This window comes from Thermoactinomyces sp. CICC 10521, from assembly GCF_016055135.1.
Taxonomy (GTDB): domain Bacteria; phylum Bacillota; class Bacilli; order Thermoactinomycetales; family Thermoactinomycetaceae; genus Thermoactinomyces_A; species Thermoactinomyces_A daqus.
Window position 1 is genome coordinate 1 of record NZ_JAECVZ010000032.1, and the last position, 21,738, is coordinate 21,738.

The following is a 21,738-nucleotide window of genomic DNA, read 5'->3' on the forward strand; positions in this document are numbered from 1 at the left end:
CTGGATGAATTCGTCCTGAACATAGAAACCTTCCTTCGGAATGTTTTTTTATACCTTTTCAACAAAAAAGGCTGTTGACCTTCTTTGTCAACAACCTCAACTTGAACCCATAGAGGGTTCAAGTTATTTATTGTAGTGTTTGGTTTCAATCTTTTTTCTTCGCTGCCCAATCGGTGAGTACAACATTCGGCAGATATGTCTCAAAGGTCTGGACATTGGAACCGTCCGCATTCATCGTCCATACCTGGTTTTCGTTTCCATCAAAAACATTTGGCCCCGAGAAAGTGATACGGGTTCCATCAGGGGACCAGACGGGACCATCTAAATCCTCGTTGATTTGAGATGTAAGATTCGTTGGATTACTTCCATCTGCGTCCATGACATACACATCGGTTCCATCAAAGGCATAACGAGTGTAAAGAATCTTGGAACCATCGGGAGACCAACGGGCATCAAACTCAGCCGTTTCATTACTTGCGTCTCCGGTTAATTGCTTCACATCAGATCCATCAATGTTCATAACGTAGATATGGTTTCTTCCATCCCGGTCGGAGTGAAACACAATTTTCGTGCCATCGGGAGAGATATCCGGAGAGGAATTATAGAAAGGCTCAGTTTGTGTGAGTTGCACCGGATCGCTGCCATCTGCATTCATCAGCCATATATCGAAATGTCTTTCAAACACAATTTTACTTCCATCCTTTGACCATCTGGCGTACGAACCAGTTCCGATCTTTACAGGATTTTTTCCATTAGGATCGGAAACCATAATATCGCCATTATTGGTGCTATAGAGCAATTTCTTTCCATCTGGTGAAAGATCCGGAGTTCGACCGTCGGTGATTCGCTTAATGTTAGTACCGTCCGGGTTCATTCTGTAAACTCCAGTATCCATCCGATCGTCGTCAGGAAGCCATCGGGCACTTTCAAAGTAGATCAATTCTTTTTCTTTTGCAAAGCTCGGGGAAGGACTAAACAAAGCTGACGCCAAAGCAATTCCACCAATAAGAACCCATAATTTTCTGATAATAGGATACCTCCTTATTGCTTGTCTATTAATTTATTCGGTTCAAGTTTAAGATTTCTGTCTCATCACTTGACGTTTACTTAATTAAATATTTTAATAATTTTGAGTATACGTGCTCGATTGATCGTGGAACAAGAACTTCAATTGAAAGACATGTAGATTCCATGATATCTAGCCAAGAAATAAAGGAGATAGAAAAATTACTGGATCAAAAACCGGGAACAGCTTTCATCATTATTGCCGACAAGGCTGTTTTGGAAGAAACAACACGAAGTTTCACTCCAGAAGTAAGGGAAACACCGCAAAAGAAACTGAGGGAGTTAACAGACGGGCTGGCAAAAATCCATGATGCAACGATTAAGATTGATGATCAGCGGGGGGATCCTGCAGTGGTAAACCACAATCGGGAAGTGGACGTGATCATGGATGTGGCAAGAGAGGTGTTCGGCTCCGAAAATACAGGGATGACAAAGCCGAACATGGTCGGCGAGGATTTTTCTTATTATCTCAAAAAAGCTCCGGGCGCTTTTTTGCTTTGTTGGAGCAGGAGATTCAAATAAACCAGTCTATCCGCACCACCATCCCCGCTTTCAGCTTGATTCTCTTGCAGCGGAATGGTTTTGTCGGCTGACCCATGAAATATTTGGGGTGATTGGGAGTGAGGAAAGAAGCAACTGACTTGTGCCTCACTGCCAATCACAATATGAAGTATCATTAGCGATTTATCGTGCAGGAATCACTTCAGCCGACTTCTCATCCAATACACTGATCGGGCTAAACGCCTCAAAGTGAATTCGTTTTTTCGGAATTTCCATTTCCAATAATCCCCGGTAAATCGCCTTCATGAATGGAAGGGGTCCGCAAAAATAAAACATTCCATCCGCATGGGGGAGAATGGATTCCAACCAACTGCGATCGATAAATCCTTCCTTGTCAAAGTTTCCTGCCTGACGATCTTTTTCCGTCGGTTTTTCATAACAGACATAAGACTTGATATTGGGGTTTTCGTTTGCCAATCGGGAGACTTCATCTTTCATGGCGTGTACGTTTCCGTTGATGGCTGCGTAAATGAAAGTCACCTTTCGTTCCGGCTGCCGTTCCGCTGTTGTTTTCAGCATACTCATCAATGGCGTCAATCCCACACCGCCACTGATCAGAACAAGCGGGGCCGGATCATCCGTATTCAAAACAAAGTCTCCGGCCGGTGCGCTGAAAGCCAGAAGATCCCCTTCATTTATCTGGTGATGAAGGTAATTGGACACAATCCCCGGCGGATTTCCATGGTGCGCATCTTCTCTTTTCACCGTAATCCGGTAGTAATCTTTGTCCGGTACATCAGACAGGCTGTAATGCCGGATATGTTCGTACTTCTCACCCGGAATCCTTGCTCTCAAGGTCAGATATTGTCCGGGCGAATAGCTTGCAATCTCCTTCCCATCCGCAGGCTTTAAGTAAAAAGATGTAATGACGTCACTTTCTTTCACTTTGCGATCCACCACGAAATCCCTGAATCCACTCCATCCTCCTGGTTGGGATTCTGCCTGTTCATACAACTCCCGTTCTATTTTCATGAAAAGATCGGAGAGGTACTGATACGCTTCACTCCATGCCTCGAGGATTTCCGCGTTTACCTGGTTCCCCAACACATCATGCACTGCTTGGATCAAATTTTCTCCCACAATCGGATATTGCTCAGGAACCACTCCGATCGCCCGATGTTTATGGGCAATCCGTGTGATGATGGGCCGGATCGCGTCCAGATTGTCGATATGTTCTCCGGCCGCGTAAACGGAATGGGCCAGCGCTTTCTGCTGAATCCCCCGCCGTTGATTCGTTTGGTTAAACAAATTGTACAATTCGGGATGACTTCCGAAAAGCAACTGATAAAACCGTTTCCCAATGGCTTCACTGTGCTTTTGAAGGATCGGTGCCGTCGCTTTGACGATCTGAATCGTTCTGCTGTTCATCGTAATACCTCCTCTGTTTGATATGTTGCTTATTCTGTGCTTCCGATATTCAGGCTCCTTGCTTTATCGTTATATCAAAGCGGAGACAGCAAATTGTGAAACAGATCACAAATAGACAGCGGCGAAACCATCCTTCATCCTTCAAGTTCCCGAGAAATACTTGCTGCGAATTCCGCCCCTAATGTGAACCCACTTTAATCAACAGTAAATTCGCATCTTCTATTGCCGCGATGTCATGTTCCTGAAAAGGATTCATATGCAGCAATGAACCCGATTTCATATGAAATTTCTGTTCGGACACGCCGAACAAGACTTCCCCTTCTATAACATAAACGATCACATGGCAGTTTGCATGATGACGGGGAATCTTTTTGCCAGCCTTTAACTGCAGGTTCATGACCGCTCCTTCTTCAAAATCGAGCAACTTGGACCGGGCAACCCCTTTCTCCCCGCTTAATTGGTTTTTGATCTCCACTACTGACATAAGATCATCCCCCTTCAATTCTGAACGATGATTTTACTCAGATTCCATTCCTCTTCGCATCTCCTCTGCTTTCACGTCTCTGGCAATTTCCTCTTTTTCATCCTTGGACAAAACGAGACTGAACAGCGGAAATAGATAATGATCCTCTTTTTCAATATGTTTTTTCAACAGATATGCAAGCAATCCCATCTTCTGGATCAGCTCATGCGAAGGATTTTCGGGATCATGATTTTTAAACATTATCTTGGCTTCTTCATAATGTTTGCGAATGATCTCATGCTCACTCTTCAATTTGTAAATCGGGCCCACTTCGGTTTCCGGAATGTGTTTTACCAAACGCGAAAGAATATATTTTTCTTCATATAAAAAGTGGTGATCCAATTCATGGCCGATTTCACCTAAAACTTTGTCATAAAGTTCGGTGTTATATCCTTCTCTTACCCGATCCATCCATTGGCTTAATGAAGCGTGTTCTTCGATGAAAGAATGCAGTTCAGGCGCGACGATCCCCAAAATTTTTTCCGATTCACTCACATTCGTTTTTTGCCAATCTGTTAAATCCAGTTTTGGTTGATACTTTGGTCTTGACATCCTGATCTGCTCCTTATTGCGGATTTTTCCAAAGCTTGTGTACCAATGCTTAAGCAAGCTTCAGTTTTTTTGCGAGAAAATCTTTTTCCTCGGACGAAAGCAACCGTTCCGCCATGGGAAAAAGAACATTTTCTTCTTTCATAAAATGCTGGGACAAAACATGATAAGCTTCAATCATAAACGCGGTGATTTCCTTTGCCTTTTCAATATGAACAGATGCGTCCGCCTGATTGAGCTTTTCGATAAAAGTTTGCAGATTTTTCTTCCCTTGCTGATGCTCATATTCCATCACTGCGATCGGACCCGTTTCTCTGCCGATGTACTGAGCCATCAATGTGAAGAGAAACTCTTCTTCCCGTTCTGAATGTGCAGTCAGCTCCTGCTCGAAGCGAATGGCTTTCTCCTTTAAACCGGGCCAGTCAATTGGATGTTCCCTTGCTGCTTCGGCCAACTGAAACAGCTGCTCCATTTGCTCCCTCAATGTCACATGTTCTTGCTTGAATTGCTGCAGGGCAGGGCACAAAGGAACATCTCCCCCCATCATGTGACCGCAATGAAAAGGCATCTCATTCATCGTTCTTTTTCCCTCCATTTCCACGATGCAGGTTTCAAGAAAGATGCAACCCATCCCAAGTTGCTCCCACGCGAAAAAGCCAAAGAGATGCAACATCCAAACTCTTACTTTTTCATGCCCAATTATACTTTGGTGACTTAACATTCCGCTGTGAGCGATATCACTCCTTCCCCTCTGTCACATAATTTTCACAAAATACAACAAGACAAATTTGAAGATGAGCAAACGTAAACAATCATGTGATTTGTTTCACAAACAGGGCTGCATTTGTATCATTCTCAACTGGAGGAAAGCAAACTTTTCAGTGCATCCAGATTGTAAATAAAGATGCCTTTCCGGCTGATCTCGAGCAGTTGATCCTTTTTAAGCTGATTTAACACCCGGTTGACCGATTCCCTTGACATTCCCAACATATTTGCAAAATCCTGGTTTGTTAATGGGATTGAGATATAAACGCCACCATCCTTTTCATTTCCGTACTCCTCCACCAACTGCAATAATGACACGATCATTTTTCGATGAATATCGCCCGAGATCACCCCGTGTAAACGCCTTTGCATCTGAAGGAGCCTTTTATCCATCATTTTCATGACTGACTTGGCTATTTGCGGGTTTGAACTCAGCAACTGATTAAAACTTCCCAGCGGGATTGCCAGCAATTCACAATCCGTGACAGTTTGCGCTGTTCCCGGATACGGGATGTCATCGAAAAATCCCACGTGAGGAAACATTTCCCCCTTTGGCAAAAGGCAGATAACCTGTTCGTTTCCGTTATTGTCAACCTTCGTAACCTTAATGATTCCCGAATGAATGAAATAAACGGCGCTCCGTTCCTGACCTTCTGTAAAAACGGTTGAATGCTTTCGATAATGACGCAAAAACGCTATTCCGGAAACCTTTTTCAATTCTTCCTCGTTCAACCCGCTAAACACGGGAACACGTTTAACAACCTCAAATTTATGATCCATCCAAACCGCCCCCACATTGTTAAATCGTTCGCAAGCTTAAGCAGAATCACCAAAAAATCAGGCCTTAAGATGTTGTAACCGATCCCGCTCCGGCTCTGTCTCGCACGAAACGGACAGAACCCTTATCGCCCGAAAACAACTTCATCCGTTTTTTGTAACTAACTTCTTTTTACACGAGATCGCTTTGCGCAGCCAAGTGTCAAAAGACAATCATTCTGTGGACTTTTTGTGACACAACTCATTTTGTGAAATAAATCACATTCATTTCGTTCAACACCTCATACACTGGTTGTAAGCACGGATAAATTAAATCGCTCTTGTTATACGAATGGAGGTTATCCAATGAAATACCGCAACATGCCCGGTATTGACAAGCCGGTTTCCGAAGTTGGCTTCGGTGTTTGGTCCGTTGCCACTCCGTGGTGGGGCGTAAATGACGACAAGCTCGGCAAACGCCTGCTGCGCATGGCATACGAAGATTACGGCATTACATTTTTTGATACCGGCGATGTGTACGGCCAAGGCAAAGGAGAAACACTCTTGTCAGAAGCACTGGAAGGACTTCGTGACAACGTGGTGATTGCCACCAAATTCGGCTACGACATCTATGCCAAGCGGAGCGACCGTCACGGCAGACACTCCGAATTGCCCCAACGGTGGGATGCAGCCTCAATCCGCCAGTCCTGCGAAGAAAGCTTGCGCCGATTGAAAACGGATGTGATCGACCTCTACCAACTTCATAATCCAAGAATGGAAGCAATTCAAAGCGATGAAGTGCTTGAGACGCTGGAACGATTGAAAGGGGAAGGAAAAATCCGCTCCTACGGTGTCGCATTGGGGCCGGACATCGGCTGGAAGGATGAAGGATTGGCCACCCTCCGCGATGAGCGGTATGACATGGCGCAAATCATCAACAACATGCTGGAACAGGATCCCGCCAGAGAACTGATCCGGGAGGCGGAAAAGCGGAACAAAGCCTTGATTGTCCGTGTCCCGCATGCATCGGGGCTCCTTGACGGCACCTATGACCCGGACAAACATTTCAACAAACATGACCATCGCAATCACCGGCCGGTCAAGTGGATGAAAGCTGGTCTGGCCGCAGTTCAACAATTGAAATTCCTGTACGAAGGAACTGACCGGACGATTGGCCAAGCGTCCATTCTCTTCTCGTTAGCCAATCCATCGATCAAATCAGTGCTCCCCAATATCACCACTGAAGAAAACTTGCGTGAATTTGCCGAGGCGCCTGACAAAACTCCGCTTACGGAAGAGGAAATGAAGAAGCTTGAAGAGTTGTGGGAAACCAGCATGAAAGAGCAATTGAAACAGCCGTTCTCCGACAGCAAAATCAAGCCGACACCGGTAGCACCTCGATAACAACCGCTCGGACAGGAACTCCAACATCACTTTCGGAGCAGTCACGGAAAGTCAAGTGACAAAACATCGACGTTAATGTCAACTTTCCGTGAACTCGCCCCTTTTTGTGAAATTAATCACATTTTCTTTGTCCGTTTCCGCTTACATTCTTTTACGCAGAGAAAATTTCAATCTGACCATGGGGGTGTGAAACCAGTGAAGAAAACGGGGATCTCAAGCCGGCTGAAAAAACTTCTTTTGTGTTCCCCTCTTTTATTCTTATTGACCGGATGCAGCGACAAATATATCCTGCTCAATCCTGCTGGCCCGGTAGCACAGACAGAGCACAGACTCATCTTACTTTCCGCCATTTTGGTTGCGATCGTCGTGATTCCTGTCATCGTTCTTCTTGTCTTTATCGTGATTCGTTACCGAGAACGTCCGGGAAATCAGGCGCCTTATCAGCCAAATTGGACAGACAGCAAAATTTTGGAGGTTATTTGGTGGGGAATCCCCATTCTGATCGTTGCCATATTGGGGTTCGCCACTGTTCGCGACACGTTCGCGTTGACCCGTCCTCCCAGTGAGCAAAAACCCATCACCATACAGGTTGTCTCGCTGGATTGGAAATGGTTGTTTCTCTATTCTGATTCGAATATTGCCACTGTCAACTACTGTGAAATTCCCACAGGGGTACCGGTTCAATTTGTGTTAACCGCAGATGCCCCCATGAACTCCTTCTGGGTTCCGCAGTTGGGCGGGCAAGAATACACCATGCCGGGAATGGAGATGCGACTCTGGCTGCAGGCAGACCGCGAGGGAGTGTTTGAAGGGCGCGGCGCAAACTTTACCGGAAAAGGATTTGCCCACATGAACTTTCAGGTGGTTGCCAAACCGCAGTCTGAATTTGCGTCATGGGTCAAAAAGGTCAAGGGATCTGCTCCCTCTTTAACCCAGGAGAAATACGATCTACTTGCCAAGCCGAGCGTTGTCAACAAACAGTCTTATTCATCTTACCCGCCTGCACTTTATCAAAATACCGTAAATAAAAACGGCGGGATATATTGGCACCATCCAATGCCAATGAATGAGCCTCATCAAATGCCAATGGAAAACTGACAAGAAAGGTGGGAATGGCGGATGTTAAAGAGTCTGATTTCGTACTTGCAGAACGCGAATCTCATGATACAGATCTCAGCAGTTGCGATCATCTTGACATTGGTCGGGATCGTGTTCGCTTTGACGTATTTCAAAAAATGGGGATGGTTGTGGCGCGAATGGATCACAACCGTCGATCATAAAAAGATCGGGATCATGTATCTGGTTTGCGCGCTGTTGATGTTCTTTCGCGGCGGCGTCGACGCCCTGTTGATGAGAACGCAACTGGCTTTCCCGAATCTGCATTTTTTAAACGCACAACACTACGATGAAATCTTTACCACTCACGGAACCATCATGATTCTGTTCATGGCCATGCCTTTTATCTTTGCCATGTTTAACCTGGTGGTTCCTCTTCAAATCGGCGCACGCGATGTTGCTTTTCCCTTCTTAAACGCCGTAAGTTTTTGGCTGTTTTTCTTCGGTGCAATGCTGTTTAACCTGTCCTTCGTGCTGGGGGGTTCCCCCGATGCCGGTTGGGTGGGCTATCCGCCGCTGTCTGAACTGCCGTATAGCCCGGGACCGGGTGTCAACTATTATGTTCTGGGCATTCAAATATCCGGGATCGGAAGCATTGCGACGGGAATCAACTTTATCGTCACAATCCTGAAAATGCGCGCTCCCGGCATGACCCTGATGCGGATGCCGCTCTTTACCTGGTCTGTTCTTGCATCCTGTATTGTGATTATCTTTGCTTTCCCTGCTTTGACCGTTGCGCTTGCCCTTTTGGGGATGGACCGGATTTTTGGAACCCACTTCTTTACGATGCTGCATGGCGGGAACCCGATGATGTACATCAATCTCTTCTGGGTTTGGGGACATCCTGAGGTTTACATTGTCATCCTGCCGGCATACGGTATTTTCTCTGAAGTGGTCAGCACCTTCTGTCGGAAATATATTTTCGGTTACAAGTCCATGGTGGTTTCACTCATGATGATTAGTATTATCAGCTATTTCGTCTGGGTGCACCATTTCTTCACGATGGGTGCCGGTCCGGGAGTAAACAGCTTCTTTGCCGTGGCATCAATGGCCGTTGGGATTCCCACAGGCGTGAAGGTATTCAACTGGCTGTTTACGATGTTCAGGGGCCGGATCCGAATCACCTTGCCGATGCTTTGGACGCTTGCATTTATCCCTTGCTTTGCCGTCGGCGGAGCAACCGGGATCATGCTCGCAGTGGCTCCAGCAGATTACCAGTTTCACAACAGTTACTTCCTCATCGCTCACTTCCATCAGGTCTTGATCGGTGGGGTTGTGTACGGGCTGCTTGCAGGAATGTATTTCTGGTGGCCCAAGATTTTAGGATTTAAACTGAATGAAACTCTCGGCAAATGGGCGTTTTGGTTCTTTAACCTTGGATTTTATGTCTGCTTTATGCCGCAATACGCGTTGGGATTCATGGGCATGACCCGGCGTGTGTACACTTATCCGGCTGAATCAGGCTGGGGAACGCTCAATTTCGTCTCCACCATCGGCGCGTTTATGATGGGGATCGGATTCCTCTTTATCGTGGCACAAATCCTTTACAGCATTCGCCATGGAGAACGCGACACGACCGGAGATCCATGGGACGGTCGTACGTTGGAATGGTCTCTTCCGTCTCCCGTCCCTCATTACAATTTCGCCCAAATTCCTGTGGTCGATGACATGGATGCCTGGTGGAAAATGAAACAGCAGCAAAAAGAAGGCATTCAGCCACAGAAAGAACCATTGAAGCCGATTCACATGCCAAGCCCTTCATCCCTGCCTTTCTTCATGGGATTGGCGTTTTTCATCTGCGGATTCGGTTTGGTCTTTAACCAATTCACCATAGCCACGATCGGGCTGATCGGTGTAGTGATTTGCATGCTCTGGCGATCGCTTGAAAAAGACACGGGCTATTATATTTCGGTAGAAGAAATCAAGAAAAATGAAGCGGCAGTAAGGGGGTTGTAACATGGTTGAAACAACCGGACGCCCGATCCCAGATCCAAAGTCATCCAAACACCTGCACGGCACGGAAGAAGAAGAAAAAAACATTCTCGGTTTTTGGATTTTCCTTTCTACAGACCTTGTGCTGTTCGCTTGCCTGTTTGCCACCTATCTCGTTCTGCGCACGCATACGGATGGAGGGCCCACAACGGCACAGCTGTTTGACATTCCCATGTTTACGCTTGAAACCTTCATTCTGTTAACCAGCAGTTTTACCTGCGGGCTGGCCGTTCGTGAAATGCGTTACAACAATCTGCGGAGACTGCTCGGATGGCTTGCGGTTACCGTTTTGCTCGGTCTCATATTTGTCGGGATCGAAGCGAGTGAATTTCTTTCCTACTCATCGGAAGGAGCCACCATGCAACGCAGCGCGTTCCTGTCCGGTTTCTTCACACTGGTGGGAACACACGGTCTTCACGTCTCTTTGGGGATTGTTTGGATGATCTCCGTAGGCATTCAGTTGCTGCGTGACCGAATTCATCCCACAACAGCCCGAAAATTGTTCAACGCCGGATTATATTGGCACTTTCTGGATGTAGTATGGGTGATGATCTATACGGTCGTTTATCTCATGGGGGTGATGAAATGAAAAATATAGGGCAACCAGCAAAAAGGACTTTTCCTTGGTCGCATGTGACCGGTTATGTCGGATCGATTGTATTGACGGTTTTGGCACTGCTGTTTACGGTGAAAGCTCCCTTTTCACAAGGGAGCCTCATCACCATCTTATTGGGATTTGCCATCCTTCAAATCCTGATTCAATTAATCTTCTTCATGCATATCACGGAAAAAAACGGGCCGGCTTATCATTCGATTGCGATTGCGCTGGGGTTTTTGTTTACGTTTGCCGTCGTTGCCGGATCGATCTGGGTGATGACATTTGGCTCTCAAGTTCAATGATGAAAGTTTGAGGGGAGAGGGAAAAAATGCCTGACCCATTGTTAAATTCTGTTCAATCAACCAAACGAACCTTTTTGTCGGCCGATTTGGAAAAACTCAAAGCCTGTTTGTCGCTTACCAAGCCACGAATAGCCGTCCTTATGATCTTTTCGGCAATCTGCGCGGCTATCGTCGCCAAGCAAGGCTGGCCTGATATGTGGACCATGTTTGCGCTGGCAACAGGCTTGGCATTTTCCACCGGCGGGTCTGCTGCGATCAACATGTGGTATGACCAGGATATCGACAAAATCATGGAACGAACGATGAACAGGCCGCTTCCCGCCGGGCAGCTTCGTCCGCAAACAGCTTTATTTCTCGGGCTGGGTTTGGGATTGTTGTCCTTGATTTGGTTTCTGGTGTTTGTGAACGCTCTTACCGCCATTCTGTCACTGACCGGTTTTTTGTATTACACCGTGCTTTACACCATGTTGTTGAAAAGAAAAACACCGCAAAATATTGTAATCGGGGGAGGAGCAGGTGCGATTCCTCCAGTGATCGGCTGGGCGGCAGTGACCGGAGATATCGGTTGGCCCGCCGTGATCATGTTTGCGATTATTTTCTTGTGGACCCCTCCCCATTTCTGGCCGCTGGCGATCGTGAAAAATGATGAATATGTGCGTGCAGGCATACCGATGATGCCGGCGGTCCGGGGCTTTAGAACGACGAAAAAACAATGCCTGGTTTACACTTTCATTCTGTTGCTCGCTTCCTGCGGACTGTATTTCACCGGTTATACAGGCGGGATCTATCTGACAATCGCCATTCTTTCCGGCTTGTACTTTTTGTACTATCAGTTACGCATGTGGCGTGAAAACGACGATCGCACGGAGTGGGCAGGACGAGCATTTTATGCTTCCCTTATGTACTTGACTGTTTTATTTGCCTCTATGGCCGTTGATTCTCTTATTTAGTATTGGTTTTCTCCTCAAAGAAGGAGAGGTGTTAAGATATGGCAAAGCCCGACATAAGGAGAACAAACATTTATCCGCTCGCTTTTGCCACACTCTTGGGGTTGTTTTTGGTCAATCTCCTGGGTTTTATTGATACCCAAACCGGTTCCGCATTTGGCTGCGGGAGGGATTGGCCTCTTTGCAACGGGAAGATCATCCCGGAAGTGTGGAACACTCATATCGCGATCGAGTTTATCCATCGATTGGTTGTACTCGCTGATCTTCTTTTGCTGCTCTTCCTGATCGCAGCCACATACCGGAGATATCGGGGAAGAAAAGATATCCGGATTTTGATGGGCATCAGCTTTTTGGCCTTTGCCGGGGAAGGGTTTCTGGGGGCAATCAGTGTCTTGACTGACAATCCCCCTTCGGTGCTGGCTCTCCATATGGGAATGTCACTCATCGCGTTTACCTCGCTGTATTTGTGGACAGCCACACTCCGGCAAATCGAAACCGGCAAATACCGGCGATTTGACCTCCAAGATGCCGCCCCTGTCAAACAGATGAAAAGATGGACATGGGGAACACTCATTTACAGTTTTTTGGTTGTTTATTTTGGATCCTATGTTACGTTCACCGGGGCAGGAGGCTATTTCCAGGGATGGCCCTTTCCAACCGAAGCTTACACTCAGGCCGGGTCTGCTTTATTGATTGATTTGACACACAGGTTCATGGCTTTGGTGTTGTTTGTTTTGATTCTGAAGCTGTATCTCTTCACCTCCCGGTTGCGCGGGCAAAGAAAGGATTTACGGGCAGTAAGCCTTCAAACCCTCATTCTCGTGATTTTTCAGATGTTGAGCGGTGCGATGCTCATTATGACGAAGTTAAACCTGGTTGCCTTTCTTCTCCATGTATCGATCGCAACCTTAATGGTGGGTTCTTTAGGTTTGCTGGGATTAAAAACATCCTTCTTTCAAGAAAAAGAGAGGATGAAGGAATATAACCTTTAAAGGGGTTATGGGAAAATCAATCGTTGAAGAGGAAGTGAAAAAAATGAGCCAAGCTGTAAAAACTTACGAAGGATGGTTTGCCTATCACGATTTTCGCAAAATAGACTGGAACAAATGGAAATCAATCTCCCCTTCCGGGAGGCAGGAAATCATTCTGGAGTTGCTTGATGCGATCGCGGAGTTTTCATCGGTGGAAAACAATAATGAGGGCAGTTTTGGGCAATACGCCATTCTTGGTCATAAAGCGGATCTGTTGTTTCTCCACCTTCGCCCGAATATCGACGAATTAAATGATATCAAAACGAAGTTTAATAAACTGGGCTTTGCCGGTATCACTTCCAATCCGTATTCCTATCTTTCTGTCGTGGAACTCAGCTCTTACACGATCGATCCAGATACGGACCCCCTAAGCGACCCCGCTTTCCGGGAACGTCTCCAGCCAATCTTGCCAAAAACCCAATATACCTGTTTCTATCCCATGAACAAGAGAAGGCTTGGAGAAGACAATTGGTACAGGATCTCCGTTGATGAACGGAAGAAAATGATGAAAAGCCATGGGGTTATTGGACGTTCTTACTCAGGAAAAGTTCGGCAAATCATTACGGGATCAATCGGCCTGGATGACTGGGAATGGGGGGTTTCCCTGTTTTCCGACGATCCATTGTACTTTAAGAAATTGATTACGGAAATGAGGTTTGATGAAGTAAGTGCCCGTTTTGGAGAATTTGGCTCTTTTTATGTCGGATGCAGGTTGACAAATGAAATGCTCTCCTCCATGCTGAACGACAAAACCCCCGATATTCGATAAACCTCCGCAGGAAAATGGAGAGAGACGTTTGAACAACGAAGTAAAAAAAGAGCAGGCCTTCCGCATTCGGAACCTGCTCTTTTTCATGTTCATCATACAGCTTTTCGATCACTTGGCAACAGAAAGGCCAGCACTGATGCAACAATGGGCAAAACCGAGATCACCGACATGATGCTCATGATCCCGTACAGGTCGGTTAAATACCCCATCAGGGTCGCACCAATTCCGCCCGCACCGACACCAAACCCGATCGCCAATCCGGAAGCCATCGCGATGTTGCGGGGCAGCAATCTCTGCATGTAGACGACGGTGACGGCAAATGAGGACAAAACAAAAAAACCGAACAATAACAGGATCAGCCACGCATAGCCCCCTTTTGCATAAGGGAGCAGCAGAGCGAAAGGAATGGAAAAGAGCATGGAACCGACCAATAACCGTTTCATCCCGATTTTGTCCGAGATCGCTCCGCCGATAAACGTCCCCAGAGCACCGGCACCGAGGAACAGAAAATTTAATAATTCAGCATGGCCGTAAGACATGTTCATTTGATGCAAAAAGAAAAAAGGCAAAAAGGCGGATACACCGATTTGGCACCAAGACCGCAGAATAATCACACAAACGAGCAAAAATACGCCCCACCAATGGTTTTTTCCGGTCATCTGCTGTTGCTTGCGCCCATGATCTTCCAGGCGCTCCCGATACCACGGAACCTGGCGGGCTGCCAACAAAAACGCGATCAGACCGATGAGCACAAACCAAAGCAGGCCGCTGCGCCCGGTTGAAATCAAAAACAGAGGAATCATGAGCGGGCCCAGCGCTTGCCCGGCATTGCCGCCGACTTGAAAAATCGCTTGCGCCAATCCTTTTGCATTCCCCGATGCATAATGCGTTCCCCGGGAAGCCTCGGGGTGAAAAGCTCCTGAACCCAAACCCGACAAGGCAATCAAAAATAATACCCATCCGTAGGAAGGAGCAATGCCGGTCAAGGCAAGACCGAGAACGGATAAAAAGACACCGAACGGCAACATCCACACCTTCGGCTTTCGATCCGTCCACGCTCCGAACAGAGGCTGCATCACGGAAGAGGTAATATACGAAAACAGCACGATTAATCCAGTCTGCGTATAACTCAGGGAGAAAGCGTCACGATACATCGGCAACAGGGCCGGCACGATTCCGGTCGTAACCAGATCATTGATCATATGGGTAAAACTGAACGTCCATACCTTCGCTTTTTGCAAGGTGAGGGCGCTGATGCGCTTTCCTTGCCCAACCGATTCCACTCCTGTCCATCTCCTCTCCTTTATTCAGATCGATCCAGATTTTACTTTTCCTGATTATTTCTGCCGTTGACAATCCATTTCTCTTTCCACTTTGCAAACCCGTGTCTTATAGCGAAGATACCATTCCATCCGCCCCCGTTCCTGGGCGATTCGGTGGTAAGAATGTTCCCTCCATCTGCGGATCGCTTCTTCCGATTCCCAATAAGAGACCGTTATTCCGAAACCCTCGGCATCACGTGTACTCTCGATCCCCAAAAATCACGGCATTTCCTGAGCCAGCTCTGCCATCTTGGCAGCCATGGCCTGATACCTGCGCTCCTCTCCGGTTCGCTCCGAAACAAAAATCACGGCATAGTATGGAGGCTCAGGAGTTTTGGCAATTGAATCCATTTACTTCAGCTCCTTTAATTCTGCACAACCATCATCCGGGTCGATGCTCATTCCCATGAGATAAGAATCGAACCATTTTCCCCCTATGTAAAAATCCCGTTTCAATCGTCCCTCTATGGCAAATCCCATTCGTTCATACAGGCGGATGGCCCGCTCATTGTCGACCCGTACCCTCAGATTGATTTTCCGGACTACATGTGATTTCTTCGCCCAATCGATCAAATACTGGAGCAAACTCCTGCCAATCGAACATCCCCAATACTTTTTCAAGACACTGATCCCAAATTCACCCGCGTGTGCAGTACGTGAATATTTTCCTCCGCGGAATACGAGGTTGCCTGCAATTTCTCCCTCAACTTCCGCAATCAGAAACAAATGATTCCTGCTGTTGGCACATTCCTCGATAAACGCACGCTCTTCCTCCATGCTCATGCAAAACTCGTCCGGGGAAAATGTAATAAAATCACTTTCACCCGCCATTTTCCGGATGTAGGAAAGAATCCGGCCGGCATCGTCTGCCCTTCCCTCCCGGATGACGCAAGACCATTCTTTTTTCACAAAACCCCCCTCCTCAACCTCTTTTCTGTATGGTTACGACTATTATATAGAGAGATATTTCGATAGACAAATATTTTTCCAAGAAAAAATCCCCATCTTCACCGAGGAAGATGGGGGAGCAAAAATTTATACAACCAGGGAAAGCAACAAAGTTATAATCAGGCCGACGACGGAGAGGATCGTTTCCATCACCGTCCAGGTCAATAAGGTTTCTTTTACCGACATGCCAAAGTACTCTTTAATCATCCAGAAGCCGGAATCGTTTACATGAGACAGAATCAATGATCCGGCCCCTGTCGCCAACACCAGCAGCTCCGGACTGGTTCCCGGAATGGCCGCTGCGATTGGTGCGACAATTCCAGCCGAGGTCAGCATGGCAACGGTCGCGGATCCCGTAGAGACTCGAATAAGAGCCGCAACCAGCCAGGCGAGCAGGATCGGGGACAGATGGGAGTGTTTGGCCACATCGGCAATCGAATCACCCACGCCCGAATCGAGCAGGACCTTGTTAAAGGCTCCCCCTCCACCGATCACCAGGAGAATGCTTGCTGTCGGGGCCAGACAATCATTGGAAAACTTCAAAATCAGATCGCGATTAAATCCTCGCAGTTTACCCAAGCTGACAAAGGAATAAAGCGTGGCGAGCAGGAGGGCGACCACCGGGTCCCCGATAAATTTCAAAATTCGATGGAGCTGACTGCCGGCAGAGATCCAAAGATCGGCAAAAGTGGATAAGAGCATCAGGATAACCGGAAGGATAATGGTGAAAATCGTATTGCCAAATCCGGGCAATTCTTTTTGCTCACGCGTCACCAATTGTTTGGCCATCGATTCCGGAACCGTTTTATGAATGCGCTTCCCAATCCATTTACCATAAAGGGGCCCTGCGATCATCGCAGCCGGCAAACCGACGATCAAAGCGTACAAAATGGTCAGACCCGTATCTGCCTTGAAGATTCCCACCGTTGCCATCGCAGCCGGATGGGGAGGGACGATCCCATGGACGATCGAAAGTCCTGCAACAAGCGAAAGTCCGATGGGAACGAGAGACATTCCGGTTTCAACGGCAATGGTAAAAACAAGCGGAATTAACAGGACAAATCCAACTTGAAAAAATACAGGAATACCTACAATAAAAGCAACAAACATCATAGCCCAATGAATATTTTTTTGTCCAAAGCGCTTAATCAGCGTTTGGGCGATCCGCTCGGCTCCACCTGATTCCGCCATCATTTTTCCCAGCATCGTGCCAAAGGCCAAAACGATGGCGATAAAACCGAGGGTATTCCCCAATCCGGTCTTGATCGAATCAATCACTTTATCTAACGGCATACCCGCAGCCAGACCGACACCGACCGCGGTGATGATCAAGCTAATGAACGGGTTGAGCTTAAGCCATGTGATCATCAATAAAAGGGCAACGATTGCTACGAATACGACGACTAACAACATTGTTAAAATCAACCTCTCTTCTCATGACTGCGTTGAAAATCGGCAATTTGGCGGAACTCATCCTTCATTTTGTGAGCCAGCTGATCGTAAATGGCGTAAAGAGACCGATAAACCTCGTGATTGTTCTGGTCCGGCAAAAGCTCGCTCGATACGGATATCCTTTTCTTCACTTCTTCAAGATCAGAGATTTCACCCAGACTCAATTGAACCAAAGCCGCCGCCCCCAGCGCCGAGGCTTCCGGACTTTGCGGGACAAATACCGTTTTGCCCAAAACATCGGACAGGATTTGCAACCAGACAGAAGAGCGGACAAACCCGCCGGATGCCCTCACTTCATGAATGGAACCCGCCAGTTCTTCCAAAACGGAGGTGACGGAATGCAGGCTGAAACAGATTCCTTCGAGAATCGCGCGTAAAAAATGGGCTTTGCCGTGTCGCAAATTTACTCCGAAGAAACTGCCGCGCATGTCCGCATCCCAATATGGAGCGCGTTCCCCTGTAAAGAACGGCAGACAGAGAAGGCCCTCCGCTCCGGCCGGAATTCCTTGCACCTCTTTCAGGATGAGGTCAAAAGGATTTCCGACTTGCTGCTTCACTTTCTCCCAGTCTTCTTTGGCAAATTGATCCCGGAACCAATTCATCAGGATTCCACCGTTATTGGTAGCTCCACCGATCACCCATTTTTCCTCGGTCAGGGCATAGCAGAAGATCCGTCCCTTTTCATCGGTTACCGGCCGATCAGTACTTGTGCGAACCGCTCCGCTCGTCCCAATGGTCAGGGCCACCTCACCGGGCCGGGTTGCTCCAACTCCGACATTGGCCAAAACGCCATCGCTCGCACCGATGACAAACGGTATGTCCGGATGCAAATTCATTTCCGCAGCAAGGCTTTGATCCATTCCTTTTAATACGGTAGTGGTGGGAACCAGGCGGGACAATTGATCATCTCGGATGCCCAAAAAGTCAATGATCTCCTCATCCCACTCTTTCCGCTCCAAGTGAAACATCCCTGTGGCTGAAGCGATGGAATGGTCAACCACATACTCTCCGAACAAACGATGCAGCACATATTCCTTAATAGAGATAAATTTTGCCGCGCGCTGAAATAAATCGGGCTGTTGCTCCCTCAGCCACATGATCTTGGTGAGCGGCGACATTGGATGAATCGGCGTACCCGTACGGCGGTAAAAAAGGGTTCCCTCTGTCATTTGTTTTAATCGTTCCGCCTGTTCGACGCTGCGGCTGTCTGCCCAGGTGATCACCGGGGTGAGCGGCCGATGATCCTGATCCATCACCATCAGGGAATGCATCGCGGTACTGAAACCGATTCCAATAATAGCGTCAGAAGAAACACCCGCTTTAAGAATCGCCGTTTTGACGGATTGAACAAAGGCGTGGAGAATTTCTTCGGGATCTTGTTCTGCCCAGGAAGGGTGCGGTTGATTGAGCGGATAAGACACAGAATGACTGGCGATCACCCGCCCGTTCAGATCGAACAAGACCGCCTTTGTACTGGTTGTACCGATGTCTACCCCTAATACATATGACATAAAAACAACTCCTTGCTAAATACAAATCACACCATCATTCACTTCTCTGATTATACCTCTATGAAACCGGTAACACAACAGATTGCAAATTTGCCAGAAAGCCATGAGCGTTTAATGAGGCTGAAATTCCTCGGCTCATGGCTGATAAAATGCATATTTCTATTCACTTACGGTAACCCAACGTTTTTCCCGATCGCTTTTCAGGATGGCATCAATGATCTTCATGATTTGATGACCATCATGGAAATCGGCAAAAGTTCGGCTCCGTTTCCAATCTTCTCCCCTGTTCGCCATCTGCACAGACTGATAAAACCGGATCAATAAATTTTTCAAACCGTCCGGCCACCCTTCCTGATGTCCGCCCGGATAATGAGCCAAAGACGCGGCGGAGCCGGAGAGCAGTGCAGGATCCCTCAGCAAGTGCCGGTTGGCTTCAGTGCGGAAACCCTGCCACAATTCGTTTGGTTTTTCCTGATCCCAGGCGAGCGCCGATTTTGTTCCGGCTATTTCAAAAAATAATTTGTTCTTCCGCCCGGCATTTACTTGGGAGATCGTAAAGGATCCCAAGGCTCCATTGGCAAAATGAACCAGTACGACTCCGCAGTCCTCGGTTGTTACGCGGACATCCTCCACATCCGCTTCTGCTGGCTGATGGAAAGTCTCCACATCCCGTTTCGGTTTTTTCCGGATCGGATGTACGGTTTTCAGATCAGCAAACACTTCAGTCACTTTGTGGCCCAATACGTGTTGCACGGTATCGCACCAATGTGACCCGATATCTGCCATGGCCCGGGAAGGCCCGTTTTTTTCCGGATCCAGACGCCAATTATAATCAGTCGGATATAAAAGCCAATCTTGTAAGTAACCTCCGAAAACAAGCTGGATTTCCCCGAGGTGTCCACTTTGGATCGCCTGTCTTGCTTCCTCCACCATCGGGTAATGACGGTAATTGAAGCAAACACCGTGAACCTTCTTTTTTTGCTCCGCCAACTGTGCCAATTCGGCTGATTCTTCGCTGGAAATGGCCAGCGGCTTTTCAGACAACAGATGTTTTCCCGCTTCCAAAATCATTTTGTTCAACGAAAAATGAAGGTGGTTTGCGGTGCAATTATGAATCACCTCCACTTCCGGATCATGAATTAAATCCTCATACCGGCCATACGCTTTCTTTATGCCGTAACGTTCAGCAAGCGCTTCCGCCTTCTCCCGGTTGCGTGAAGCAATGGCAATTACCTCTGCATCCGAAACCCGGCTCAATGCTTCCATATGGGACTGTGCCGAAAAACCTGTGCCAATGATTCCTGTTTTGATCTTTGCCAAAATCTTCCCTCCCTGACCATGATTCAGATTTCCTTATGAATATTCAAACAGGAACAGGAAAACGTTTTCATCCCTATTTTAACGAATTCTTATATTTTAATAAATAATAATCTTTATGACAGGGATTAGCATTCGCAACCGGGCTGAATTTTCCCTGCCACAACTGCAATTGTTACTGTTATAACCATTCAGTCTAACCCCCCGGATAGAAGTCCCACGATGTTCTGTCTTTCTCCCTGTTGGTCCGGTCTTTTTAACGTTCATGCATGAAATTCCCATGATAGAGACGACGGCAAAGATCGTTTGCATAAATGTTCATTCTCTTTATGCATGTTCCTGCCTCTTCCTTCCATTCTGCTTTGCTTTCCACTTGCGATGTTGTTATACTATAAGGCAGGACTTTTTCCAAAACTTGAGATCAGATAAGAAAGCAGGTGGATCTGATGACCACACCAAACACAAAACCATATCGCATCCTCTTATATTATAAATATGTTCCAATTGAAGACCCGGAAAAATTTGCCGATGAACATCGGGCTTTTTGCCGGGAATTGGGGGTACGGGGGCGGATCCTCGTCGCCAAGGAAGGGATTAATGGCACGCTTTCCGGCACGGTCGAACAGACGCAAAAATATATGGACTATATGAAACAGCATCCCTTGTTCCACGACATGCCTTTTAAGGTGGACGAGCATGAAAAACATGCTTTCAAAAAATTATTTGTCCGCCCCAAGAAAGAGCTGGTTACCTGGAGACTCAATCCTGAGGACAACGTTGATCCCAATCAATTAACGGGCAAAAAGCTGTCGCCCAAAGAGTTTTATGAAATGCTGCAACGGGATGATGTGATCGTACTGGACGGGCGCAATGATTATGAATATGATATCGGGCACTTCCGCGGGGCCATTCGTCCCGGAGTAAAAACCACCCGCGAATTTCCGGAATGGATTCGCCAGAACATGAGCCAGTACAAGGATAAACCGATTATCACGTATTGCACGGGTGGAATTCGCTGCGAAAAACTGACTGCCTTTATGCTGAAAGAAGGCTTTCAGGATGTTTACCAGCTGGACGGGGGCATTGTAACCTACGGTAAGGATCCCGAAGTCAAAGGAAAGTTGTGGGACGGAAAATGCTATGTCTTTGACGAACGGATTTCCGTACCGATCAACCAAACGGAACAAGTGGTGGTCGGCAAATGCTATCACTGCGGCCAACCGGCTGACCGCTATATCAACTGTGAATATGACATGTGCCATAAGCAGCACATCTGCTGCCCCGACTGCGAAGAAAAATATCAAGGTTACTGTTCCAAAGAGTGCGAGGAAAAAGATTTGGTCAAATACGAAGGATAAAGCGAGAGCCTGCTTCCCGGCGAAGCAGGTTCTTTTGTTCCGTCTCTCGTTTTTATCTGCATCAATCGATTATAATGTAGATAG

General features: G+C 47.2%; 21 protein-coding genes and 1 pseudogene. 10 read left to right on the forward strand and 12 right to left on the reverse strand.

The genetic code is table 11. The annotated features are described in order from the left end of the window. Positions 1-145: 145 nt before the first annotated feature. On the reverse strand, positions 146-991 hold the full coding sequence (locus I8U17_RS15615) for a TolB family protein (RefSeq protein WP_198054886.1): 846 nt from the start codon (positions 989-991) through the stop codon (positions 146-148). A gap of 200 nt (positions 992-1,191) precedes the next feature. Here I8U17_RS15615 and I8U17_RS15620 point away from each other — a divergent pair, with 200 nt between their 5' ends. Beyond that, a complete protein-coding gene (locus I8U17_RS15620) occupies positions 1,192-1,587 on the forward strand; it encodes a M20/M25/M40 family metallo-hydrolase (protein WP_232331142.1) in 396 nt (131 codons plus the stop codon). Positions 1,588-1,749: 162 nt separating this feature from the next. Here the strand turns inward: I8U17_RS15620 and hmpA are convergent, their stop codons facing one another. The 5 genes from hmpA to I8U17_RS15645 form a co-directional block, all read right to left on the reverse strand. Further along, complete coding sequence (hmpA, locus tag I8U17_RS15625; RefSeq protein WP_198059773.1) at positions 1,750-2,994, reverse strand: NO-inducible flavohemoprotein; 1,245 nt, start codon at positions 2,992-2,994, stop codon at positions 1,750-1,752. Between the two features lie 178 nt (positions 2,995-3,172). Further along, positions 3,173-3,478, reverse strand: coding sequence for an AraC family ligand binding domain-containing protein (locus I8U17_RS15630; RefSeq protein ID WP_198054888.1), 306 nt, complete (start codon positions 3,476-3,478; stop codon positions 3,173-3,175). 33 nt (positions 3,479-3,511) lie between these two features. Next, positions 3,512-4,069 carry a hemerythrin domain-containing protein gene (locus tag I8U17_RS15635; protein ID WP_033101582.1) on the reverse strand — a complete coding sequence of 186 codons (558 nt, stop codon included), beginning with the start codon at positions 4,067-4,069 and terminating at the stop codon, positions 3,512-3,514. 49 nt (positions 4,070-4,118) lie between these two features. Beyond that, a complete protein-coding gene (locus I8U17_RS15640; RefSeq protein ID WP_309485177.1) occupies positions 4,119-4,697 on the reverse strand; it encodes a hemerythrin domain-containing protein in 579 nt (192 codons plus the stop codon). Positions 4,698-4,921: 224 nt separating this feature from the next. Next, positions 4,922-5,611, reverse strand: a complete 690-nt coding sequence (locus I8U17_RS15645) for a Crp/Fnr family transcriptional regulator (RefSeq protein ID WP_033101581.1) — start codon at positions 5,609-5,611, stop codon at positions 4,922-4,924. 342 nt (positions 5,612-5,953) lie between these two features. On the opposite strand from I8U17_RS15645, the gene I8U17_RS15650 reads away from it, so the two are divergent. The 8 genes from I8U17_RS15650 (at position 5,954) to hemQ (ending at position 13,746) form a co-directional block, all read left to right on the forward strand. Beyond that, complete coding sequence (locus tag I8U17_RS15650; protein WP_198059774.1) at positions 5,954-6,991, forward strand: aldo/keto reductase; 1,038 nt, start codon at positions 5,954-5,956, stop codon at positions 6,989-6,991. 195 nt (positions 6,992-7,186) lie between these two features. After that, positions 7,187-8,089 (forward strand): ubiquinol oxidase subunit II, encoded by a 903-nt coding sequence (locus tag I8U17_RS15655; RefSeq protein WP_370589273.1) that lies wholly within the window; start codon positions 7,187-7,189, stop codon positions 8,087-8,089. Between the two features lie 21 nt (positions 8,090-8,110). Then, positions 8,111-10,063: a cytochrome aa3 quinol oxidase subunit I gene (gene qoxB / locus I8U17_RS15660; protein WP_052154305.1), complete on the forward strand. Its 1,953-nt coding sequence runs from the start codon at positions 8,111-8,113 to the stop codon at positions 10,061-10,063. A 1-nt stretch (position 10,064) separates the two neighbouring features. Next, positions 10,065-10,688 carry a cytochrome aa3 quinol oxidase subunit III gene (gene qoxC, locus I8U17_RS15665; RefSeq protein ID WP_033101579.1) on the forward strand — a complete coding sequence of 208 codons (624 nt, stop codon included), beginning with the start codon at positions 10,065-10,067 and terminating at the stop codon, positions 10,686-10,688. Beyond that, a complete protein-coding gene (locus tag I8U17_RS15670; protein WP_033101578.1) occupies positions 10,685-10,999 on the forward strand; it encodes a cytochrome o ubiquinol oxidase subunit IV in 315 nt (104 codons plus the stop codon). Before qoxC ends, I8U17_RS15670 begins: the two co-directional genes overlap by 4 nt. Before the next feature lie 26 nt (positions 11,000-11,025). Beyond that, the gene (locus tag I8U17_RS15675; protein ID WP_081943923.1) at positions 11,026-11,949 is read left to right on the forward strand and encodes a heme o synthase; all 924 of its coding nucleotides are present in this window, start codon (positions 11,026-11,028) and stop codon (positions 11,947-11,949) included. Between the two features lie 38 nt (positions 11,950-11,987). After that, positions 11,988-12,938, forward strand: a complete 951-nt coding sequence (locus I8U17_RS15680) for a COX15/CtaA family protein (RefSeq protein ID WP_198059776.1) — start codon at positions 11,988-11,990, stop codon at positions 12,936-12,938. Between the two features lie 43 nt (positions 12,939-12,981). Next, a complete protein-coding gene (gene hemQ, locus I8U17_RS15685) occupies positions 12,982-13,746 on the forward strand; it encodes a hydrogen peroxide-dependent heme synthase (RefSeq protein WP_033101592.1) in 765 nt (254 codons plus the stop codon). 92 nt (positions 13,747-13,838) lie between these two features. Here hemQ and I8U17_RS15690 read toward each other — a convergent pair whose 3' ends face one another. From I8U17_RS15690 to I8U17_RS15715, 6 genes and pseudogenes are all read right to left on the reverse strand, one after another. Beyond that, complete coding sequence (locus I8U17_RS15690) at positions 13,839-15,029, reverse strand: MFS transporter (RefSeq protein ID WP_370589274.1); 1,191 nt, start codon at positions 15,027-15,029, stop codon at positions 13,839-13,841. 54 nt (positions 15,030-15,083) lie between these two features. Further along, a pseudogene (locus I8U17_RS15695) lies at positions 15,084-15,419 on the reverse strand (antibiotic biosynthesis monooxygenase family protein). Next, on the reverse strand, positions 15,420-15,977 hold the full coding sequence (locus tag I8U17_RS15700; RefSeq protein WP_198059777.1) for a GNAT family N-acetyltransferase: 558 nt from the start codon (positions 15,975-15,977) through the stop codon (positions 15,420-15,422). 126 nt (positions 15,978-16,103) lie between these two features. Next, positions 16,104-17,429, reverse strand: a complete 1,326-nt coding sequence (locus tag I8U17_RS15705) for a GntP family permease (RefSeq protein WP_033101576.1) — start codon at positions 17,427-17,429, stop codon at positions 16,104-16,106. A gap of 8 nt (positions 17,430-17,437) precedes the next feature. Beyond that, entirely contained in the window at positions 17,438-18,979 is a 1,542-nt protein-coding gene (locus tag I8U17_RS15710; RefSeq protein ID WP_198054894.1) for a gluconokinase, read from the reverse strand. Between the two features lie 159 nt (positions 18,980-19,138). Further along, the gene (locus I8U17_RS15715; RefSeq protein WP_198059778.1) at positions 19,139-20,299 is read right to left on the reverse strand and encodes a Gfo/Idh/MocA family protein; all 1,161 of its coding nucleotides are present in this window, start codon (positions 20,297-20,299) and stop codon (positions 19,139-19,141) included. 443 nt (positions 20,300-20,742) lie between these two features. On the opposite strand from I8U17_RS15715, the gene trhO reads away from it, so the two are divergent. Continuing rightward, positions 20,743-21,654 (forward strand): oxygen-dependent tRNA uridine(34) hydroxylase TrhO, encoded by a 912-nt coding sequence (gene trhO / locus I8U17_RS15720; RefSeq protein WP_033101573.1) that lies wholly within the window; start codon positions 20,743-20,745, stop codon positions 21,652-21,654. Positions 21,655-21,738 lie beyond the last annotated feature (84 nt).

Coding starts and splice junctions, on each gene's coding strand:
- I8U17_RS15620 (WP_232331142.1), top strand. CDS start 1,192: ATGATATCTAGCCAAGAAATAAAGGAGATAGAAAAATTACTGGATCAA.
- hmpA (WP_198059773.1), bottom strand. CDS start 2,994: ATGAACAGCAGAACGATTCAGATCGTCAAAGCGACGGCACCGATCCTT.
- I8U17_RS15630 (WP_198054888.1), bottom strand. CDS start 3,478: ATGTCAGTAGTGGAGATCAAAAACCAATTAAGCGGGGAGAAAGGGGTT.
- I8U17_RS15635 (WP_033101582.1), bottom strand. CDS start 4,069: ATGTCAAGACCAAAGTATCAACCAAAACTGGATTTAACAGATTGGCAA.
- I8U17_RS15640 (WP_309485177.1), bottom strand. CDS start 4,697: ATGGGTTGCATCTTTCTTGAAACCTGCATCGTGGAAATGGAGGGAAAA.
- I8U17_RS15645 (WP_033101581.1), bottom strand. CDS start 5,611: ATGGATCATAAATTTGAGGTTGTTAAACGTGTTCCCGTGTTTAGCGGG.
- I8U17_RS15650 (WP_198059774.1), top strand. CDS start 5,954: ATGAAATACCGCAACATGCCCGGTATTGACAAGCCGGTTTCCGAAGTT.
- qoxB (WP_052154305.1), top strand. CDS start 8,111: ATGTTAAAGAGTCTGATTTCGTACTTGCAGAACGCGAATCTCATGATA.
- qoxC (WP_033101579.1), top strand. CDS start 10,065: ATGGTTGAAACAACCGGACGCCCGATCCCAGATCCAAAGTCATCCAAA.
- I8U17_RS15670 (WP_033101578.1), top strand. CDS start 10,685: ATGAAAAATATAGGGCAACCAGCAAAAAGGACTTTTCCTTGGTCGCAT.
- I8U17_RS15675 (WP_081943923.1), top strand. CDS start 11,026: ATGCCTGACCCATTGTTAAATTCTGTTCAATCAACCAAACGAACCTTT.
- I8U17_RS15680 (WP_198059776.1), top strand. CDS start 11,988: ATGGCAAAGCCCGACATAAGGAGAACAAACATTTATCCGCTCGCTTTT.
- hemQ (WP_033101592.1), top strand. CDS start 12,982: ATGAGCCAAGCTGTAAAAACTTACGAAGGATGGTTTGCCTATCACGAT.
- I8U17_RS15705 (WP_033101576.1), bottom strand. CDS start 17,429: ATGTTGTTAGTCGTCGTATTCGTAGCAATCGTTGCCCTTTTATTGATG.
- I8U17_RS15710 (WP_198054894.1), bottom strand. CDS start 18,979: ATGTCATATGTATTAGGGGTAGACATCGGTACAACCAGTACAAAGGCG.
- trhO (WP_033101573.1), top strand. CDS start 20,743: ATGACCACACCAAACACAAAACCATATCGCATCCTCTTATATTATAAA.